Source organism: Sphingobacterium anhuiense, assembly GCF_042686355.1.
In the GTDB taxonomy this organism is placed as follows: domain Bacteria; phylum Bacteroidota; class Bacteroidia; order Sphingobacteriales; family Sphingobacteriaceae; genus Sphingobacterium; species Sphingobacterium anhuiense.
The window spans coordinates 14572-33587 of the sequence record NZ_JBHUPE010000003.1; the positions used below are offsets into that span (position 1 = coordinate 14572).

The 19016-nt window shown below is 35.8% G+C and carries 19 protein-coding genes; 1 reads left to right on the plus strand and 18 read right to left on the minus strand.

Going from position 1 to position 19016, the window contains the following annotated elements; translation table 11 throughout:
* Positions 1–19: 19 nt before the first annotated feature.
* Positions 20–1069, plus strand: a complete 1050-nt coding sequence (locus ACFS6I_RS04470; RefSeq protein WP_380918445.1) for an NAD(P)-dependent alcohol dehydrogenase — start codon at positions 20–22, stop codon at positions 1067–1069.
* 79 nt (positions 1070–1148) lie between these two features.
* On the opposite strand, the gene ACFS6I_RS04475 is transcribed toward ACFS6I_RS04470, so the two are convergent.
* The 18 genes from ACFS6I_RS04475 to ACFS6I_RS04560 all read right to left on the minus strand — a co-directional run bounded on the left by ACFS6I_RS04475 (position 1149) and on the right by ACFS6I_RS04560 (position 18900).
* Positions 1149–2378 (minus strand): thioredoxin family protein, encoded by a 1230-nt coding sequence (locus tag ACFS6I_RS04475; protein ID WP_380918447.1) that lies wholly within the window; start codon positions 2376–2378, stop codon positions 1149–1151.
* 129 nt (positions 2379–2507) lie between these two features.
* Positions 2508–3695 (minus strand): C1 family peptidase, encoded by a 1188-nt coding sequence (locus ACFS6I_RS04480; protein ID WP_132772500.1) that lies wholly within the window; start codon positions 3693–3695, stop codon positions 2508–2510.
* Between the two features lie 131 nt (positions 3696–3826).
* Positions 3827–4885, minus strand: a complete 1059-nt coding sequence (locus ACFS6I_RS04485) for a TerC/Alx family metal homeostasis membrane protein (protein ID WP_380918449.1) — start codon at positions 4883–4885, stop codon at positions 3827–3829.
* Between the two features lie 3 nt (positions 4886–4888).
* On the minus strand, positions 4889–5860 hold the full coding sequence (locus ACFS6I_RS04490) for a polyprenyl synthetase family protein (protein ID WP_132772498.1): 972 nt from the start codon (positions 5858–5860) through the stop codon (positions 4889–4891).
* A gap of 58 nt (positions 5861–5918) precedes the next feature.
* A complete protein-coding gene (locus tag ACFS6I_RS04495; protein ID WP_132772496.1) occupies positions 5919–6482 on the minus strand; it encodes a DUF3109 family protein in 564 nt (187 codons plus the stop codon).
* A gap of 9 nt (positions 6483–6491) precedes the next feature.
* Positions 6492–7277 carry a DUF3108 domain-containing protein gene (locus ACFS6I_RS04500; protein ID WP_380918452.1) on the minus strand — a complete coding sequence of 262 codons (786 nt, stop codon included), beginning with the start codon at positions 7275–7277 and terminating at the stop codon, positions 6492–6494.
* 41 nt (positions 7278–7318) lie between these two features.
* On the minus strand, positions 7319–7831 hold the full coding sequence (locus ACFS6I_RS04505; RefSeq protein WP_380918454.1) for a DUF2480 family protein: 513 nt from the start codon (positions 7829–7831) through the stop codon (positions 7319–7321).
* Positions 7832–7892: 61 nt separating this feature from the next.
* Positions 7893–9998, minus strand: a complete 2106-nt coding sequence (locus ACFS6I_RS04510; RefSeq protein ID WP_380918456.1) for a peptidylprolyl isomerase — start codon at positions 9996–9998, stop codon at positions 7893–7895.
* 160 nt (positions 9999–10158) lie between these two features.
* Positions 10159–10767 carry an LPS export ABC transporter periplasmic protein LptC gene (gene lptC / locus ACFS6I_RS04515; RefSeq protein ID WP_183916131.1) on the minus strand — a complete coding sequence of 203 codons (609 nt, stop codon included), beginning with the start codon at positions 10765–10767 and terminating at the stop codon, positions 10159–10161.
* A 13-nt stretch (positions 10768–10780) separates the two neighbouring features.
* Positions 10781–12103 carry a hypothetical protein gene (locus ACFS6I_RS04520; RefSeq protein ID WP_183916129.1) on the minus strand — a complete coding sequence of 441 codons (1323 nt, stop codon included), beginning with the start codon at positions 12101–12103 and terminating at the stop codon, positions 10781–10783.
* A 224-nt stretch (positions 12104–12327) separates the two neighbouring features.
* Positions 12328–13311 carry a DUF6427 family protein gene (locus ACFS6I_RS04525; protein ID WP_380918459.1) on the minus strand — a complete coding sequence of 328 codons (984 nt, stop codon included), beginning with the start codon at positions 13309–13311 and terminating at the stop codon, positions 12328–12330.
* A gap of 127 nt (positions 13312–13438) precedes the next feature.
* Complete coding sequence (locus tag ACFS6I_RS04530; RefSeq protein WP_380918461.1) at positions 13439–13696, minus strand: CcmD family protein; 258 nt, start codon at positions 13694–13696, stop codon at positions 13439–13441.
* Positions 13683–14348, minus strand: coding sequence for a cytochrome c biogenesis protein (ccsA, locus tag ACFS6I_RS04535; RefSeq protein ID WP_183916124.1), 666 nt, complete (start codon positions 14346–14348; stop codon positions 13683–13685). The genes ACFS6I_RS04530 and ccsA overlap by 14 nt, the downstream gene beginning before the upstream one ends.
* Before the next feature lie 33 nt (positions 14349–14381).
* Positions 14382–15041 (minus strand): heme exporter protein CcmB, encoded by a 660-nt coding sequence (locus tag ACFS6I_RS04540; RefSeq protein WP_183916122.1) that lies wholly within the window; start codon positions 15039–15041, stop codon positions 14382–14384.
* A gap of 73 nt (positions 15042–15114) precedes the next feature.
* Entirely contained in the window at positions 15115–15522 is a 408-nt protein-coding gene (locus ACFS6I_RS04545) for a hypothetical protein (RefSeq protein ID WP_031287862.1), read from the minus strand.
* A 97-nt stretch (positions 15523–15619) separates the two neighbouring features.
* Positions 15620–17452, minus strand: coding sequence for an ABC transporter ATP-binding protein (locus tag ACFS6I_RS04550; RefSeq protein ID WP_380918463.1), 1833 nt, complete (start codon positions 17450–17452; stop codon positions 15620–15622).
* 59 nt (positions 17453–17511) lie between these two features.
* Positions 17512–18036, minus strand: a complete 525-nt coding sequence (locus ACFS6I_RS04555; protein ID WP_380918465.1) for a hypothetical protein — start codon at positions 18034–18036, stop codon at positions 17512–17514.
* A gap of 75 nt (positions 18037–18111) precedes the next feature.
* Positions 18112–18900 carry an SAM hydrolase/SAM-dependent halogenase family protein gene (locus tag ACFS6I_RS04560; protein ID WP_380918467.1) on the minus strand — a complete coding sequence of 263 codons (789 nt, stop codon included), beginning with the start codon at positions 18898–18900 and terminating at the stop codon, positions 18112–18114.
* Positions 18901–19016: the final 116 nt, after the last annotated feature.

Genomic DNA, 19016 nt, shown 5'->3' on the forward strand with positions numbered 1-19016 from the left:
TTACTTAAAACAAACTAAGATGAGTACAAAAGCATATGCAGCCTTTTCGGAGGCCGAAGATTTAAAACCACATCAGATTCAACGCCGGGATTTGCAGGATAAGGATGTTTTTATTGATATTGAATATTGTGGTGTTTGCCATAGTGACATTCATACAGCAAGAGCAGAATGGGGACAGCCTCATTACCCCGTAGTTCCTGGTCATGAAATTATTGGACGTGTGTTGGCCGTAGGGCCAAATGTGACAAAGTATAAGGTCGGTGACCTTGTTGGTGTAGGCTGTATGGTCGAATCATGCAAGCACTGTAATCCTTGTGATGAAGGGTTGGAGCAGTACTGCGAAAGTGGGATGATCGGCACTTATAACAGTGCTAAATCTAAACATGGTGGTATTACTTATGGTGGCTACTCGGAGAATATCGTTGTAGAGGAAGATTTTGTCTTGAGTATCCCGACAACAATTGATGTGAAAGCAGCTGCTCCTTTATTGTGTGCCGGTATTACAACATGGTCGCCTTTGCGTCACTGGAATGTGAAAAAAGGTGATAAAGTTGGTGTTATTGGCCTTGGAGGATTAGGGCATATGGGTGTTAAATTTGCGAAAGCGATGGGTGCACATGTTGTCATGATTACAACTTCTCCAGAAAAGGGTGAAGATGCAAAGAAATTAGGTGCTGATGAAGTTTTGATTTCTAAAGATGCGTTACAATTGCAGGCACATGCAAATTCGTTTGATTTTTTATTGAATACGATTCCAGTAGGTCACGATGTTAATCCATATCTAAGTCTTTTAAAATTGGATAAAACAATGTGTATTGTAGGAGCTGTAGAGCCATTGCCTGGAGTTCATGGTGGTTTGCTGATCGGTAAGCGTAGACACTTAGCGGGATCGTTGATCGGTGGTATCAAAGAGACGCAAGAAATGTTAGATTTCTGTGGTGAACACCAGATCGTTTCAGATGTTGAGGTTATCAATATTCAAGATATCAATAATGCATACGAACGTATGATTAAATCAGACGTGAAGTACCGTTTTGTAATCGATATGAAATCATTGAAAAACAGTTAATAATTTCTGCGATATCGAAAAGGGTTGAAAATAAATAATTTTCAACCCTTTTTCTATTTAATAATTATGTTCAAGAGTATTATAAATTCCAGGTTGGGATATCGCTTTTCATTTTAGCTAGTGTATCCTGATAGTTATCTTGTTCGCCTTCTGTCGCCAGAGATAATGCTTCTTCTTGCCATTTTATAGCATTTATCTTATCTCCTTTTTTATACAATAAATTGGCATAAGTGTCTAAATATGCACTTTTTACATCTTGCTCTACAGCTCTTTTGCTCCATTTTAAAGCTGCGTCTAAACACGCCGCATCGGTACTATTTTCAAAAATTTCCCAAGCATAACTATTTAATTGATTTGAATTTAGATCTTCTGATGTTAAATAGCTGTCAACAATATTTGTTAAAGAAGACCAATTACGCGATTGTACATAATACTGTGCCTTCATCAATTTGAAGATTGGGTCAAAATTGATATTTGTGTATTTGTCGGAAATTTCTGATTTTAAAGCTTCCCAATTAGGTTCTGTATTGAAATCAATTTTAGTTCCTAATACTTCATTGATGGCCACAGTGGCAAGTACACGATTTGCTGCGCCATTTTTTTCTAATAAAGCATCAATTTTTTCAGGATTATCCCGTAGTAGCTCGAAAGCTTTAGATCGGGATGTGCGTGTGTTTGCCACGAGATAGGCTGCACATTCTTTCGTTAAATTTTCAGGTTTGGTATGGGAGATAATGATATCTTCAGCTTGTGTCACAGTAGCTTCATCATAAGCTGTGTTCGCAGCTCTAACCATACGGTGCGCTAAGGATAAATCTGTTGGATTCTCGTTAAACGCTTTTAACAGGGCGTAATACTGTGTTTCAGGTTTTAAAGCATCTTTACTCCGCTCAATAAATTCATCAGCATCGCCACCTCCGACCATACGGTGCACAAGTTCACCTTGAGGATTGAAAATTAAAAAGGTAGGATATGCGGCAATTTTGTAGTCTTTACCGAACCGTTCGGCTTCTTCATACCATGCTTTTACTTCTTCACTGTCCTTGTCCGTTTTATCCATTTGGATTTTAGTATTAACAAATTTAGAATTGAAGAAATCTCCCACTTTTGTTTGTGGAAATACAGTAGCACTCATGTATTTACAAGGACCGCACCAGGTAGTAAACAAATCCACAAAGATAAATTTGTTTTCTTTTTTTGCTTTTTCTTTAATTTGGCTCCAGTTCAATCCGTGCTCAAATGTTATTCCTTTTTCTTGACCTATAACGGCAAAGGGTAAAATAAGGAGGAATAATAATATCTTTTTCATAACCAGTCTCTAAGAAGTTGCTCACTTAATCATTTCTTGAAATTAAAGTTATGTAATAAAATTGTAAAAAAAATAGGTTACAGAAATTTATTTCTGTAACCTATTTGTAGAATGGTGCTTTTTATAAGCCTAGATCTTCATTTTGGACTTTAAACCTTTTTGAATTCCGTCTTTATGAACTAAAAGTGATGTTGTTTTGTAACGAACAAACTCTTTTGTTACATACAAGTAACCTTTATAATCGTTTGTAACACCCCAAGAGTTTTTAACGATATAATACTCTTTACCTGTTTGATCTTTGGCTAATCCAACGATGTGCATACCGTGATCATCAGTTGTTTGGTAGTTGTCGAAAGCAGTCTGTCTTTGTTCAGCTGTAATTTTAGCCTCAGGTTTTGGTCCAACAAACATTTCTTGTTGTTCTTGTGGAGTCATTTGCTCGAATGGTTTTGCAGGGACATAAGCCACACCATTTTTCCAACTAAAGCTTTTCTCAGAAACATCTGTTGCCCAAGCTACTGTATAACCATTATTCAATGCATTATCAATGATATCAGTTAGGTCATTGATTTGAACATTATAAAAATTATCAAATGACCAGTTATCAGGAATCAATAATACAAATTTATTGTAGTAAGGTTGATCTGTAACAGAGGCAATACCGACATATTCATCCGGGTTGATACCAATTACTTGATCAGCAAATGTACGTGGTGTATAGCTTTTACCTTTGTATTGGAAGTTTTTAGGGACTTCACCTAGGTACGAATCCATTGCTGCAGTGTATGCTTTTTCCCAGTTTGGAGTTAACGTTTTGCTTTTTACAAAAGTAGCTAACATGGCATCCAACATATTGGTCATTTCACCAAAGTTGTTTTTATCAGATCCATAGTGTAGGCCTGTGTACTCTGTTTGTGGCAAAGCACCATAGTGGCGGAACGCATTTAAAACATCATGAAATTGTCCACCTTCGCCTAAAGATAATCCGCCGTGTAAACGCACGTAGTTTTTTGCTTTTCCTAAATAAGTATTACGAGCAGAGAAAATCTGTGAAATTTCTACAGGTTCTTTTCCCATACGGATCATTTCAGACTCGAGGAATGAATTCCCAGAATATGACCAGCAAGTACCGGAAGAACCTTGGTTTTTGATCGAAGTATTTTTTAGATTAATGATTTCGGTAAAAGTGAAGCCAGCCTTACTGTTATCATTTTGATTTGTTTTTAAGGCATTGATTAAATTATCCTGAGCCTGTACTACTTGTAATGAAGCTGCAAATAGTGATGCTGCCAATACGAGTGATTTATTCCAATTCATTTTTTAAAAGTTAATGATTTTATGATGCTAAATTAAAAATAAATTCATTTACCATCATGACATTCTTACAATTTGATTGTAATAAAATTGTGCTTAACAAAAAAACGGGGCTTTTAAAGCCCCGTTTTTTATTATTTTTCTATTTTGAGATCTGGTTTTTTAGGAAATACCAATGACGCGACGACACTGATCACCAAAATACTGACGATAATAATCAATGAATGTGATGTTGAAAAACCAATTTGTACCAACCAGTGATGCAGTAACATTTTTAATCCAATGAAAATTAGTAAAAATGCTAATCCTACCTTCAAGTAATGGAATTTGTGAATGATATTAACCAATAAGAAGAACATAGAACGCAATCCTAATACCGCGAAGATATTTGAGAAAAATACGACGTATGCATCTTTTGTTACCGAGAAGATCGCTGGAATAGAATCTACAGCAAAAATTAAATCGGTAAATTCAATGACCAACAGAACCAAGAATAAAGGTGTCATATATTTGACACCATTTTCAATATGGAAAAAGTGACCACCATCTAATTTAGGCGTTACCTTAAAATATTTAGATGCAAATTTTACCACAGGATGGTTTTGTGGATCTACTTCTTCCTCTTGATTTCTATTTAAGAACATCTTAATACCGGTAATCAATAAGAATCCACCGAAGATGTATAAGATCCACCCGAATTTTGTAATCAATGCTGCTCCTAAGAAGATGAATATGAAACGCATTAATACAGCTCCAATTACGCCCCATACCAATACTTTATGGTAGTAACGTTCTGGAATACCAAAAGATGAAAATAAGAGCACCATAACGAAGATATTATCGACAGATAGGGCATATTCTACTACATAGCCTGTTATAAATTCTAGAGCTAGGTTATTATTGTATAACGCAATACTTCCTTCCAGATCTCCAGGTATGATTTTAACGTCATGCAGATGAGCTTTGATGACTTGTTGCAGATGATCTAGATCTTGAATGTTGTGTAATTCATGGCCATAGTGACGTAATACCCAGTAGAAGCCTAATGCTAATAATACCCAGATTATACTCATGATGGCGGCACTTTTTAGGGATACAGTTTTGTCTCCTTTTGAAAACACTCCTAAATCGATTGCTAACATTAAAATAATGAAGATTAAAAATCCTCCAAAAAACATGATCTCGTGACTCATTTTCTATTTTTTTCTTTCAGTTGTAAATTTGACAAGTTGTAGTAACCCTGTTTTATATTCATTATCAGGAAATTCATCTAATATTTTAAAAGCATCTTTTTGGTAATCCAACATTTTTTCTGTTGCATATTCCAATCCACCACTTTGTCTTACAAACGCGATGACTTCTGCTACTTTTTTATTGTCATCATTATGGTTTTTTACCAGATTGATGATTCTTCTTTTTTCTGATTTATCCGCTTGACTCAATGCATATATTAGTGGTAGAGTCATTTTTTTCTCTTTGATATCATTACCGAGTGGCTTGCCCACATCGTCGACTCCAAAATCAAATAAATCATCTTTTATCTGAAAAGCGATACCGATTTTTTCGCCAAATGCATGTAGTTTCTGAACGGTCGCCGCATCGGCACCCGAAGATGATGCTCCACAAGCACAACAGGAAGCAATCAATGAAGCTGTCTTCTGACGGATGACTTCAAAATAGATTGATTCTTCGATATCCAGTTTCCGCGCTTTTTCAATCTGTAATAATTCACCTTCACTCATTTGTTCAACGGCCTCTGAAACAATTTTCAGTAAGTCGTATTCATGATGCTTTACTGAAAGAAGTAATCCTTTGGAAAGTAAAAAATCTCCGACTAGAACGGATACTTTATTTTTCCAGAGTGCGTTCACAGAAAAGAAACCTCTTCGTTCATTTGCATTATCTACAACATCATCATGGACCAATGACGCTGTATGAAGCAACTCAACTAAGGAAGCGCCACGATAGGTGGATTCTTTTATACCGTTGCACAGGCCTGCCGAAAAGAAAACAAACATTGGACGCATCTGTTTTCCTTTGGTTTTCACAATATATCCTGTAATACGATCTAATAGAGGAATTGAGCTTTTCATTGAAGCTTTAAATTCAGTTTCAAAAGTTGCCAATTCCTTGAGGATGGGACGTTGTATTTCTTTTAATTTCAGCATGCAAGATGGTTAAAAACCACTATAATCTCCTTAAATGTCTATAAATATAAGCAATAGATTATAATGAATCTACCGCATTCTCTAATTTTTGGTACCATTCGTCACCATATTCCCGAATCAACGGGTCTTTTAGAAACTTGTATACGGGAACCTGTAGTTCTTTTCCAAAAGTACATGCATCTTTGCAGATGTGCCATCTGTCGTAATGAAGCACATCAAATTCAGGATAATTTGTCGTACGGATAGGGTATAGGTGACAGGAAATTGGCTTTTTCCAGTTGATATCTCCAAGCTCATATGCTTTCTCAATGGCACATTTTGTGATACCATTTTCCCAGGTAACATATGCACATTCTTTATTGCCATCGACACATGGGGTTGTTAAATCTCCGTCCATATCAATCACATGTGTACCTTGATCTTCTATGGCTTCTATACCCTTAGCTGTCATGTAAGGTTTCACTTTTGGATATATCTCCGCAAGTATGGCCAGCTCATTTTGTTTTAATGGAGCGCCGGAATCTCCTTCTATACAGCAAATGCCTTTGCATTTGGAAAGATTGCATACGAAATCATTGTTAATCAAATCTTCGTGCACTAATACATTTCCTACTTCTATCATGATATTTTTTTATTTTGAATAACTCGCACGCTGTCCGAGTTTATGTCTCAAGCCTTCGGCTTTTAAGAGTTCTAATGTCACAGAACCAATTAAAATGTCTACGTTAGCTTTTACTGGGATACGATTCCCATCATTGGTTACCCAAAGATATAACTTACTGTTTTTCTTGAAAATTCGACCTGGCTTTATTTCAGGACTGAATTTAAGACATTCTAAAGATCCTAAATCTGTTTTTATGGTTTCTACACCAATATATTTAATGCCTAATGTGGCGATTTCGTCGTTTAAGAAATAAGTCAATTTAAATGACTCTCCTGGCTTGACAGACGAAAGGTCCAAATTGCGCGCAAAATAGTATGCTGATAGTAAATCAAATGTTTGAGATACTACACTTTTAAAGTCTCCTTTGTTTCCGCTTACTGATCTTGTCTTTTGGTCGAAAGTAACCTTATCATTCCTTCTGTAGCCTCCTTCTCTGATGTTTTCAGTGTAATAATAAGGAAGATAAGTCTTACCATCTATATAGGAGTTGTATTCGTTCTTTACTGTATATAAAGCAAATGCTCCGGCAGTTTTCCCAGTTGCATATAACCGAAATGCAGGTGCCCCGCTACCTGATTTAGTATCTGTTACCGTCAATAGGCCAGTTGCCGCAGATAGAAAACCATACTTTAATTTGTACTCTAATTTTTCTCCGCCTTTAAAAGCGGATTCTTTCAAATGAGGAAGTTCTTGAGCAAATATCTGACCGCAGAAACTGAGCACTAAGAGTATTAACGAGACTAGCTTTTTCATATACGTAAGAATACAAAAATATTTTGAAATTACGAATACCGCTATTTACGTTTAAAGACAGGAACAGTAGAACAAGGTTCTCCATACATGATACTTTTCGCAACTTTTGCCAAGGCAGTTGTGAACTGAACGAAAGCCGATTCTGGAATTTTGATATCTCCACATCCTTTTACAACTACGCGTTGATCTGTATATTCAGACATGTCAATTTCGGCTATAGTTTGGGCGTATAGTATACGTTCTAGTTCAACAAGATCTCCAAATACAACAGTCTTTGCAAATGGTTCTAATTTGGTCGCTAAGAGCATATATGCCCATGTCTGGACAATAGCATCAGTCGAACATGTAATTGCGACATGTTTGCCCGCATATGCTGACCAGTCATGTGTTTTTATAAAATCTCTAAAGTCTTTCTCTTTCAAGATCAGGCCATGAAATAGATTGTCTTTAATATCATATTCAACAAGTTCACCTGTTGGCTTGAACTTCGCAAGATCTACAGTGATAATACCACTCTGAGTAACTTTATTTACAATGTCGGTTTGAATATCCATATCAAATAATAAAAAAGCCGGACGATATACTCGTCCGGCTACAAAGTTAATTAAAATTATCTTAAAAGAATTTCACGCGATTGTCAGTGATTTCTGATTTATCTTGTAAAGCTTTGAAAATTGAAGCCCAAGAACGTTGCAGTTTTCCGGCTAAAATTTGTTTTTTCTGAGCATTTAAATCAGGAATCGCAGCAGGGTTAACAAAGCCATTCACTTGAACAGCGTATACACCTTGTGCACCTTCAATTGCTTTAGATGGCTTGTTAGGTTGTAAACCAAATACAGTACCTACCACTTTGTTTTCTAAAGAAACTCCAGGGATAACTGGATTTGCCAATACGATATTTTCAACCGCTACTGGAGTTTTACCTAATTTCTGTCCTACCTGATCAAGAGATCCAGCACCGCTTAAAGCAGCATTCATTTTCTCTGTCAATAGTTTCGCTTTAACTGCATTTTTTACAGCAGGCTCAATATCTTTTTTCACAGTTGCTAAAGGCAGGATACCTTTAGGTTGTACATCTACAAGACGTGCTAATATATACGATTGTTCTGTTTCAAATACACGATCAGAAATATCATCTTTTTTAGCTTCGAATGCCCATTTGATCAATTCTCTTGGAGCTTCATTACCGTCCAATGTATTGTCCATTGCTAAAACACGAGTTGCTGTAGTTGCTTTCAATCCTAATTTTTGAGCTTCTTGAGCAAAGTTTTGTGCTGTAGCTGCAGTTAAGAAAGCATTTGCTTTGCTATGTGCCGTGTTTAGTGTTTCTTTACCACTGATTATCGCTTTATCTACGATGGCAGCTTTAACATATTTTGCAGAGCCAATTTGATTCTCGATTTTGATGATATGTACACCAAATTGTGATTCCACAATTTTAATATCACCTGTTTTTCCATTGAATACAGCGTTATCAAAAACAGGAACCATTTGTCCACGAGGGAATGTTCCAAGTTCGCCGCCATTTACTTTACTACCTTGGTCAGTACTGAATTGGACAGCTAGTGAAGAGAAGCTTTCTCCTTTCGCTAATAAACCTTTGATTGAGTCTGCTTTTGCTAATGCTTTCTGAACACCACCTTCAGCAGTTGCATTCAATAAAATGTGACTAGCTTTTACGGAGTCAGGTCCAACAGTAGTTTGTGCTACTTTAGCAATTTCAAATAAACCGTTAGATTCGTAAGGACCAACAATAGTTCCAGCCGGAACATTGAAAAGTACTGAATCCAATGCTGGGCTTAATTGACCTTTTTTAACAAAAGTGTAAGGGTATTTATTGTCGGAGTTGATCGAAGCAAATAAAGAATCGTTTGTTGAAGCTGCTAATTCAGTTTTCAATCTATTGATGGTCTCTTTTGCATAATCGATATCTTTTGCAGTAGGACGTGCATCTACAACAACATACTCGATAGAGCGAGTTTCTTCTTGATTTTTAAATGAGTTTTTATGCTCATCGTAATATGCTTGATAGTCAGCATCCGTGATTTTAATTTCACTATCCTTAACGCCAGCATAATCCAATAATACATATTTGAAATTTGCTAATTTATTGCGTTGTTGATATTCATCATTAGCTTCTAAAGATGTAACATAAACACTGTTGTTTAATAAGCTTGAGTATTTATTGTTCAAACGTTCTTCCTTTACAGCTGCTAATAACATTTCCCACTGTTGTGCCGCCTGAGGATTACCTGCAGTGTTTAATTGTGAAATGAATGTTAACAATTGGTTACGATTAAATTGACCTGTCTGTGGATCAGTAAAAGCTTGAACGATTTGATTAGAAGGGCGGTTACCAGTTACTAAATCATTTAATTCATTCTTACCAACCTCTAAGCCGATTTTTTCAATTTCGCTTTTTAGGATTTCTTTTTGCAACAATTGATTCCATACCTGTTGTACAGCATATGATTTCATTTGAGGAGTCAAGTTACCACCCATTTGTTGCTTAAACATTTCTGCTGTTTGATCAACTTGTTGGTTGAATTCTTGGAAATCGATTTTCTCTCCATTTATTTCTGCTACGCGATTTTGGTTTTTAGCCCAAAACGGAGTTCCAGATTTGACAACATCTCCTAATAAAAATGCTAGAATTGCCACAGCCATAGCTCCAGTTAAAATGAAACCAGCTCGGTTGCGCAAAAAGCTCATTAATCCCATAGTCTGTTTATTGTGTTTATTATTGTTTAAATACTTAAAATACCATTATTTAGGAAATAGTATGCCTAAATGCGGTGCAAGATACAATTTTTATAAAAAAAAGAGTAATTATTTCTGATTAAGGGAAACTTATTTCATTCAAATTTGTTTTGAACAAATTTTATTGGCCAAATGAAGGGAACATACTATTGTCTTTTACCAGCATGACACCTGTTGAATTTTGAATGTTTATTTTTTTAAAATCCTTATCAGAAGTAAAGGAAGATCCCTGCAGGTTACCTCTATTATCTTTGAAATAGGCCGTTATAGGCATATTATTATAGAAAGATTCTTTGCCTTCATCGTAGATGATTTCATCTGTTTTAATGATTGACCCGTCTGCCATCGTTACGACAACATTCTTTTTGAAAGTTGTTGTTTTAGCCGCTTCATGCTGAATGGCATAATCCGAGATAATACGTTGTGTTTCTTTAACATCTTTATCATAGAATATGATCTGGATGCCTTTAGGAAATTCATACACTTGCGTACTATCATGTTTAATGCGCATTTCAGGAGCTGTCATCCGTGCTTTTACGATCGTTGAATCGCTATAGATGACGTCCACGTGACGAGAGATATCAACGGCTTCTTCTTTTTTAAGATTAGCGATCCGATCTACTTCTTTTAAATCGGGTTCACAAGCTGTAAAGAAGATTGCCCCTACTGCAATGAGGAGCAGTAGAGGCAATGTATAATGCTTTTTTGAGGCAATTGTATATGTTGCCATATCAGTCTCTTGATTAATCAATGGAGTTTCTTCTAAACCAACGGTCATTTAAAGTAAAACCAACATTCAAGTTGACGTATCTCTCTCTGATCAGGCTATTGTTCATGGTTCCCATTTGTCCAAGTTCTGCAGAGATATTGATTTTAGAAAATGCACCTGAATAAGGATTTCTTGCTAATGGAAGGCCAACCCCAAAGGTAATAGCCATATCATTGATATCCTGTTTGTTGATGAAGTATTGCGTTCTGTTATAACGGAAGCCGATACGGTAATCCATTAAGCTTGTGTATTTAAAAGAAGTTGGATCTGGTGTGATTTGTCCACCGATTGCAAAACCATAATTTGTTTTTAAGTTTTCTTCGCCTTTTCTTACCTGAAATTTAGACCAGTCTGCATATTTAAATTCTGCACCTACCAACCAACGGTTTGTTCTGGCAAAAGTAATACCGACATTATGTTTTAATGGAAGGTTTAAATCTCTTCTTGTTCGGTCAGTTTGACTTACTGTATCCAAAGCGATGTTTGTGTCGTCACTATTGTTTGAGGGTAGCGTACGTGTCACAAATGATGTTGTACGGTCATGGATTGCATTATTCAATGATCCCGAATAACCAACTGTTATAGAATATTCTTTATTGATTGTTTTGTAATATTGAGCCCCGTAGTCAAAGCTTACGCCTTGGATTTCACGTTTATCTTGTTGTTGTACGTTCAGACCATAATTAAATGGTAATTCAAGTCGGCTAAAATCATTTAACGTACCAAATAAGTAAGAAATATTAGCTCCGACACTGAAATTCTTGGTGATATTGACACCGTATCCGAAATAAGCTTTTGTTAACCCACCTTCTCCAGTAAATGTTTTTCTGTAATTAACAGTATCTATTTTTTGTGTACTGTTTGAGTTGTAACCTAAATCTGAGTATGGTAAAAGACCGATACTGATACCCCCCGCTTTTTTCATTGGGAAAGTCATTGTGATATGACTGAAAGCAAAATCTGCTGTATTATCCGACTTATTTTTCGAACTCAATTGCGTGAAATTTCCATATAGACCAGCATCAAAAGTACTGAATTGAGCGGCAGAGTATGAAGCTGGATTACTAGGATTAGTATTATAAACTGAACCGAAGTAACGGACACCCGTGGATAAGCCACCCATCGCGCGATGTTGAGGTAGTAGATCTTCTCGCATTTGACCCAAGCCAAATTGTGAATAAGGTGATGCAGACGTCGACTTCTGCGCAAATGCTGCTGACGAGCTGTATAATAAGCCTAAAGTCAATAACACTTGAGGTACTTTACTTGTAATGGAGCTTAAAAAGCGTTTCTGCATGATTATAGATTAAAGTTGCGAAACTTTTATTTTATATAAATAATATATTAAAGTTTTGTGTTTCAAAGATTCTAAAAATATGCGAAAAGATCGGTATAACGGGTTAAAAATCTGTTCAAATTTATATTTTAAGATGATCCTATCAGCATACAAAACTATTTAATTTTTGCGACCTTGTAGAGTTGATTTTGTTAAAAAAGGTTAAACTCCTGATAGTTAAAATTTTAGAAAAACTGAAAATACAGTATTGTTAAAATAATGATTGCATATACACTCTCAAAAAGCCATTTTTTCTTTGCATGTGTGAAATAATAAGCCATATAAATTGCCAATGGAGGAGCGCATAGTAGAAAGTGCGTTTCGGTTATTTGCTTGTTCCAATAAAAGGAACCAACTGCTAATAACAACATGAAAAATAAGAGCTGAAATGATTTTCGAATATGTACTACGCTCTTAAAAAAATTATCTTTTAGAATGATGAGAAAAAGTATCAAATTAAATAAGATGGGTATAAGTACAAAGTAATCATGAATTTCCATCGTTACTGTCGTTGGAAATGTTTTCGTCAGCGGTAGCCAGATGCTATAGAAATCCTTAAATCTCCCTAACCAGAGGTAGATTACTGCAAGAATAAAATAGATGGTTGCAAAACCCAACAACGGTGAAATCCATTCTCTCCAGTTAAATGGTCTGAAAATAATAAGACTGATCCAAAGCAAAAGAAACATGATGATGAAAGGGAAGTAAATCAAGCTACCAATTGCTACGATCATGCCCAGGTCAAACATTAGCGCCTTGATATCTTGCTGGCGGTATAGGCTTAATAATTTGCTCAGCATCCAAACGGATATGAAATTACAGATCAGGGTAGGTGATATAACCAGAAATGGTAAAAACAAACTGGCTAAAGTCAAATACATCAATGCAACAAGAAAGCTTGGTTTACCCAATAAGTTGAAATGACCGATGATTCGATTTAGGATGGTCGCTTGAATAATGGTTAATCCTAATGTCACCAGCACATTCATTTGCGGTGATAAGGTATTGATACCGTCCTTTCCGAGTAAATTGCCCAGTGCGGGCTCAAATAGGATAGGAGTTAGGCTTTCGGGCAGATGAATGAATACACCAAAACATAAGAAAAATCCTATAAGTATAAGAAGAACGATATTAATGGGCGTGAATTTCCTAAATTGACTGATAATCATGTATGCCTTGTTACAAGTTGTTCTCTACAATATTACTATTTAATTCCGAATTAGGTTGATTAAAACCAACAATGCCATCACATTCTTGATATGATAGCATTGCCTTTTATAAGATTATTTTGTAAAATTATTTTTGATTTTGTTTCTTCTCTAATCTTGTTATTTTCCTATCCAGGATAAACAAATAACCAGCTATAGCTAAGAACAAAACAAGCATAACCAAAACAACCACATATATTTTACCTGAACTTCTTAGTCCAGTCGCCATATCAATTTCGCTTTGTGCAAAGATGTTTAATGTTGTCATGAAGACTAAAGCGATCGATAGTGATAACTTTTTCATATCAAGTGTAATAAGATTTTTCAAAAAATTAATTAATTTCATTTTGCTTCTGTTCGATGATACGTAAGCGATAGCGTAAGGTAAACATCCAAGTACCGATCAAAATCCAGCCAATGACAGCTGTATAAAATACCGGTCGTATTTGATTGTTCATATCCAGGCTACTGAATGCGTTATTTCCTCCGCTTCCTGGGTGCAGTGAATCAGTCAGTTTTGGTAAGATATAAAGCAAAACAATCATGATAGGAAAAGCAAAAATATTATATACCGCGGATATTTTAGCTCTTTTCTGTTCCTCTTCAAGCGCATTTCTTAAGACCAAGTAGGCCAAGTACATCAATGTCGCAATTGCAGATCCATTCAATTTAGGATCATTGGGCCATGCTTCTCCCCAGGTAATATTTGCCCATAGCATACCTGTCGCTAATCCCATAAAACAAAATGTAATTCCTGTGTTTACAGCTTCTACTGCCATTAAATCATACTCTTGCTTGCCCGTATTCAAGTACTTGATACTGTAGATAACAGATATTGTATAAAGGAATAGCATTGCAAACCACATCGGGACATGGAAATAAATATTTCGGATGGTTTCATGAAGAAGGAATAAAGCAGGTACTGGACCTAGTAGCCCTGCAATGATGACCAATGAAATTAAGACTACTGCCAAAATTTTCCACCAACTTTTTCTCATTTTTATGAATATTTAAAAACTGTAATTGTGCAATTAATCACGCCAAAGGTAAGGAAATAACAATAAAGAAACAGTGATTGTGATGATATTAATTGCAATTAAAACGACGATTTCATTCAAACTTTCTGCTCTATCCATGCCCTGCATTGCATTCTGTGACAGCTTAATCAGTACGATAAGCAACGGAATAATAACAGGAAAACTCAGGATAGCCATTAAGGTGCTGTTATTTCCAGCTTTTGAAGTAATACCCGAAACCATAGTGAAAACAGAAGCAAAGCTGACACTGCCCAAGATGACCGCAAAAAAGTATAAAGCGGGATCACCTAATGGGTTTTTGAAAATTACGGAGTAGGTTATATATGCAACAACGGCCAAGAATGCCATTAAACACATATTATAAAAAATTTTAGCGAGTATAACTGCTTTGGGATTTACGATGGAGTAGTAATAAAGTTGGCGTTGTTGGTTTTCTTGTGTGAAACTTTTATTGATGGCATTCACCGATGCGAAGAGCATGATAATCCAAAATAAAGCGTTCCATATCGTAGCATCTACAGATTTGAATGCTTGATAGCAAACAAATACTGTAGATATTACATATAGTAAAATGCTATTGATGGCATATTTGGATCGCCACTCTAGAATAGCATCTTTATAGACTAAAGTTTTTACTTGTTGTAGTAAATTCATACAGCGCAAAGATACAAATGAAATGTAATAAGCTGAATGAATAGTGCAACGAGGAAGTAAATTTTAAAAGGTTTTAGGCTTTATCAACTTTGCTTTTTGCTGTATCGACAGCATCGTCAACATGATCTGCTAATTTGTGAGCAGCGCTATTGGTATTATTCAATGCTTCTCTGCCTACTTCTTTTGCTTTATTTTTTAAAGCATCCACTTCATCAGAAGCTTTATCTTTCAATGATCCAAATCCTTCAGCAGCTTTATTTTTTAAAGCATGTAGTTCTTCGGAAGCCTGGTTTGCTAATTTCCGAGCTCTTTTTGCTTCTCTTTTTGATACATCTTTTAGAGAACGAGTCAGATCTTTAATTCCGTCATTAGCACGACTTAATTGTTTCTTGCCATCATCAGTACCTAATAAATACCATGCTGCAGCACCTGCTGCTAAACCTATTAACGCAAATGCAACTAATCCATTTTTATTTTTCATATCGCTCATATTTTTAATATACTTCTTTCAACTATGATACCAATTAAACAGTTGATACAGAGAAAAGTTTTAAATGGGTTTATGAATTAACATTTTTTTACACTTGAATCTTATGTTTGGATTGCAATGAGTACAGATGATGATATAGGCCGCTACCTTTGCTCATTAATTCGATATGATTTCCTGATTCGGACACCACGCCGTTTTCGATGACCATAATTTGATCGGAGTCTACAATAGTAGACAATCGATGTGCGATGATAATGGAAGTTCTTCCTTTCATTAATTCTTCAAGTGCTAATTGTACTTGTCTTTCTGATTCGGAATCCAATGAAGATGTTGCTTCATCCAAGATAAGGATCGCAGGATCTTTCAATAAAGCGCGCGCAATTGCGATACGTTGACGTTGACCTCCGGATAATTTAACACCTCGTTCACCTACCAGTGTATCATAGCCCTCAGGGAAATTCATAATAAAATCATGTGCATTTGCACGTTTTGAAGCTGTAATGATATGATCAGCATCAGCATCTAAGCGCCCATAAGCAATATTTTCACGGATAGTACCGCCAAAAAGTAAGACATCTTGTGGAACAATGGCGACTTGATTACGGATGTCAGACAATAAATACTCAGCGCTGCTCATCCCATCATATAGAATCTCTCCGCTGTCAGGTTTGTAAAATTGCAATACCAAAGAAGCAATAGTTGACTTACCAATGCCACTCGGACCTACGATCGCAATTTTTTGTCCAGCTTTCGCATGGAAGGTAATGTCTTTTAATATTTTAATATCAGGTCTGCTTGGATAAGAGAAAGATACATGGTTGAAAGTCAGATCACCATGAAAATGTTTACGGATCTCTTTAGAAGATTCATCGATTGTGATACTTTCCTGTTCTTCCTGCAAGATTTCAAGTACGCGTTCGCTTGCTCCCAGAGCTTTCTGAATATTGGCATAGAGTTCTGGAAAACTACCCATAGATCCAGCAACGAACATCGAATATAGAATGTAAGTGGTCAAATCTCCAACAGACATTTCTCCTAAAAACACTAGCGTAGAACCATACCAGATCACTGCAATGACAGCACCAAAGATACAGAAGATGATAAAGGAAGCAAATGCACCACGATATGTAGCACCTTTTACCGCTAAGCCTACAACAGCATCTAGTTTATTGGAATATCTGTTTGATTCATAATATTCATTGACAAAAGCTTTAACATTACTGATTCCCTGTAATGTCTCTTGAACGATGGTGTTAGATTCTGCCAATTTATCTTGAGCCTGACGTGATAGGTTTCTGATGAATTTACCAAATACAATAGCTGTTACAACGAGTACTGGCAAAATGCATAAGTTCATTAAAGCTAGCTTTGGTGATACAAAAACTAATAATGCAACACCAAATGCTAAGCTGATACACTGTCTCAAGATTTCAGCTAAAGTAGTTGTCATGGTGTCTTGTATCTGAGCTAAATCTGCAGATAACCTACTGTTGAGTTCACCAACGCGACGATTGGCAAAATACTCCATGGGAAGTGATATCAATTTCTGGTATGAATCTCGGCGAATTGATGCGAGAGATTTTTCTGCAATCTCCACAAATAAGCGAATTCTAAAAAAAGAGACAATGGAAGTAAAAGTGAGGATAACAAAAGCGATGGATCCTATTTCAAAAACATCGGCTGGGAGCCATGTGTACGTTTGTTTTCCTTCGGAAGCATCAATCATTGCACCTAAAAGTGCTGGGAAAGTCAGCATCGCCAAACTTGAAAGTATCAAGAAAAGCATTCCTAACAAAAACTTGGTTCTAAATGGTTTTAGATACGCTAGTATTTGTGCCGCTCTTTTTAATAATTCCTTATTAAGTTTCGGTTTTGGTAGTTCTTCTTCTTGCTTATTTCCGCTGTTAAATCCTCTTGCCATAGCACCAATCAATTTAATATTGAGACCTGCAAAAGTAACTACTCTTCATTAATCACTTATCATCCTTTAGTAATTTTTTGATTTCGGTATATTAAATAACTCAGAACAGCTATGATAGCGAGGGCGATATAAAGTAAAATATTTGAACTATTATCACTTCCTTCTAGGTTTTCTATGTCTTTTTTGAGTTTCTCATTCTCTTTTTGCAACTTATTGATGGTGCCCATGTAAGCAGAAACCTGTTTGTCATATTCCGAAGCTAGATTCTGGAACTTCTGTTTTTCATCATCTTTGATGCTGATGAGTCGACGCGTTTCCAAAAAAATATTGTTGTCGGTGATGACGATATTTTTTAAAATATCTATGGTGCGCTGCATATCGTCTTTCGATTTAAAAAGCCCAAAAATGGCTGATTTCTTTTCCAGACTTAGATCGTATTCTCCAAATTTTACTTTACGATCTTCAATAAGTTTATTGACACGCATACGTTGTGCCTCAAAGGAAGTTGAATCTGCATTTTGTGCGCTAACAGCAAAACCTGTCAGAAAGAATAGAAGAAAAGAAAGACTTTTTATAAACTGCATATTCAAATGATATTTTTTTTAAAATCTTGGATAAGACAAAAAAAAGGAATAAAAGTTTAATTGCTCGTTTTGTTATTAATTGTGGAATTCGATTCTGATGATATGAGATTCATCATCAAATAATCCTAAGAGCTGACTTGCGTTTGCTTTATTCATAGCGATCTCCAGATAATTACTGATTCCGAACAAACATAGTTTTTCTCCCTCCGTTACCTCATTGTAGTTCCATGATAAATTGGTGATGGTTTCATTTCTTTTAAAATAGAGTGTGAAGCTTCTACCTTTTTGTACACGGTTAAATAATTCCTTGGAGATATTGGTAATCGCATTTCCAAAAGCATCGACATAGACGACATTACCACGGATGGTATCATTGTCATATATAGGTTGTAACGTAACTTTTTCAACGGTTTGATCTATGGAATTGCCAATATCCGTTAATTTACCACCTTTCGCGATATGACAGGCCGATTTGGTCAAAATATCAGCAAGTGGAAAATGTAAGTATCGAAGATCCTGAATCAAATTAAGTTCAACAAGTTCTTGAGGTTTGTCACCATTTAAGAGTAAGCTAAAGATGCCATTGTCAGCACCTACAAAGAAGTGATCATTATACTTCATTGCCACGTAACGTGATCCTTCATGAAATAAGGTGTTGATTCCAATGATATGGACTGTTTTTTTTGGGAAATAATGATAAGCATTGGCCAGCACAAAAGCTGCTCTCGGAATATTGAAGGCAGGTATCTCGTGTGTAATATCAACAATTCGAACATCCGGAAGTTCCGATATCAAACTGCCTTTAAGTGCTGCTTGATAGAAATCTTTATGTCCTAAATCTGTTGTTAATGTAATAACTCCCATTCTTCTTAATTACCCTTTATGATATACCCTAGAATTCTTTTTGTTAAGGTTTTAATATATAAACTTAATCCTCAAAATTAAAGTAAAATTAACTCAAAAAAAAGAAAAGGTACGCA